Origin of the sequence: Methanoculleus sp. UBA413 (assembly GCF_002502935.1) — an archaeon.
GTDB classification, from domain to species: Archaea; Halobacteriota; Methanomicrobia; order Methanomicrobiales; family Methanoculleaceae; genus Methanoculleus; species Methanoculleus bourgensis.
In genome coordinates, this window is sequence record NZ_DAQR01000032.1 from 1 (window position 1) to 1,685 (window position 1,685).

The following is a 1,685-nucleotide window of genomic DNA, read 5'->3' on the forward strand; positions in this document are numbered from 1 at the left end:
CAGGACCCGCAACATAAGGTGAAATGCTCCACTAGTGGATCATTGTATCTAATATTTCCATGCGATTGTCGCCTCACCCTTCGCGTCCTTCGCGGCTTCGCGTGAGGTTTCAGCACGGGGGACAATAGAGTCTCACGCGTGAGGTGGCGATCGCTCGCCCCGCATCAGGACCCACAACATAAGGTGAAATGGCCTACTAGTAGACCCGCCTCAAAAAAAAGTCTGGAAAACCGGACTCACATAATGGTTTCGAGCCGCTGCTCCAGGAAATCGAGCCCCTTCTTGATATCCTCGATGTTCTTCCCGCCGGTCAGGATAATCTTGCCGGAACTGAAGAGGAGGGCAACAATCTTCGGATCCTCGATACGGTATACGAGCCCCGGGAACTGCTCGGGTTCGTACTCGATGTTCTCAAGGTTGAGGGTGATTACCACCTTGTTTAAGTTGATGTACCTGCCCATGTCGTACGAACAGACGATGTTCGTAACCGCGACCTGCGGCACATCGTAGGTCTCGACGCCGACACTCCGAAGTGAGTTCATGATGATGTCCAGGCCGACAGGGAGATCCTCTTTCTTCCTGATACCGGTGAGCACCACTTTCCCTGAAGAGAATATCAGGGACGCAATCTTCGGTTTCTCGATACGGTAGACCGCCCCGGGGAACCTCTTCGAATTCAACTCGCAGTTTTTTATTTTATCAGATATTATTTCGAGGTCGATCGAGTCGGCAATCACCCCGGAAGCAACGATGTTCTCAATTTTCAGTGACTCGTATCCCTTCTCATCCATCGGTATGAGTATCATTTTTTGGACCATAATACTAATGGATAATCTTTATGGGTCTCAGGGGTGCGGAACGTTTTCAGATTCGTGAATACTTTAAATCATGAGCGCGCAAACCTTTATTGATCACGTTATGGCGGATGATGAAGAGAAACCGATGTCCTACGAAGACCTCTGCGCGAATTTCAAGATCGACGTCCCTGAATACTATAACTTCGGCTTCGACGTGATCGACGCATGGGCGAAGAAGGACCGGAACCGGCTTGCCATGATCTGGACCGACCAGAAGGGAAACGAGAAGAAATACACCTTCTTCGACCTCATGCGCCTCTCGAACCAGGCGGTCAACATCTGCATAAAATACGGCATCAAGAAAGGCGACCGGGTCATGCTGATGCTCCCCCGGACTCCTGAGTGGTGGATCTTCGTCATCGCCCTCATCAAACTCGGTGCCGTATACTGCCCTGCGACGACGATGCTGACGCCCAAAGACCTGGAGTACCGCATCCAGGCAGCGAACATCAGGATGATCATCACCATGGCCGAGCATGCCGATAAGGTCGAGGAGATCCGGGACGAGTGCCCGACATTGCGGGTCCGGCTCATGATCGACGGCACGAGGGACGGGTGGGTCAGCTACCCCGTCGAGCTCGACTACCCCGCGCCCTGTTCGCACAAACTGGTGAACCTCCCAGGGCTGCACCGGACCAAATCGACCGACCCGCTGCTGATCTTCTTCACCTCCGGCACCACCGGCGAGCCGAAGATGGTGGTCCACGACCACTCCTACCCGCTCGGGCACCTCGTCACCGCGCGCGTGTGGCACGACCTGCACGGAAACGATCTCCACCTGACGATCTCGGATACCGGCTGGGGCAAGAGCGCGTGGGGAAAACTCTT

2 protein-coding genes are annotated in these 1,685 nt (G+C 54.2%); one reads left to right on the forward strand and one right to left on the reverse strand.

Going from position 1 to position 1,685, the window contains the following annotated elements; translation table 11 throughout:
* Nucleotides 1–236: 236 nt before the first annotated feature.
* Nucleotides 237–791, reverse strand: a complete 555-nt coding sequence (locus BP858_RS02485) for a TATA-box-binding protein (protein WP_179965955.1) — start codon at nt 789–791, stop codon at nt 237–239.
* Nucleotides 792–918: 127 nt separating this feature from the next.
* Between BP858_RS02485 and BP858_RS02490 the strand changes: the two genes are divergently transcribed.
* Nucleotides 919–1,685 (forward strand): AMP-binding protein (locus tag BP858_RS02490; RefSeq protein WP_286878755.1); only part of this gene is annotated, 767 nt, incomplete at its 3' end.

Coding starts and splice junctions, on each gene's coding strand:
- BP858_RS02485 (WP_179965955.1), bottom strand. CDS start 791: ATGGATGAGAAGGGATACGAGTCACTGAAAATTGAGAACATCGTTGCT.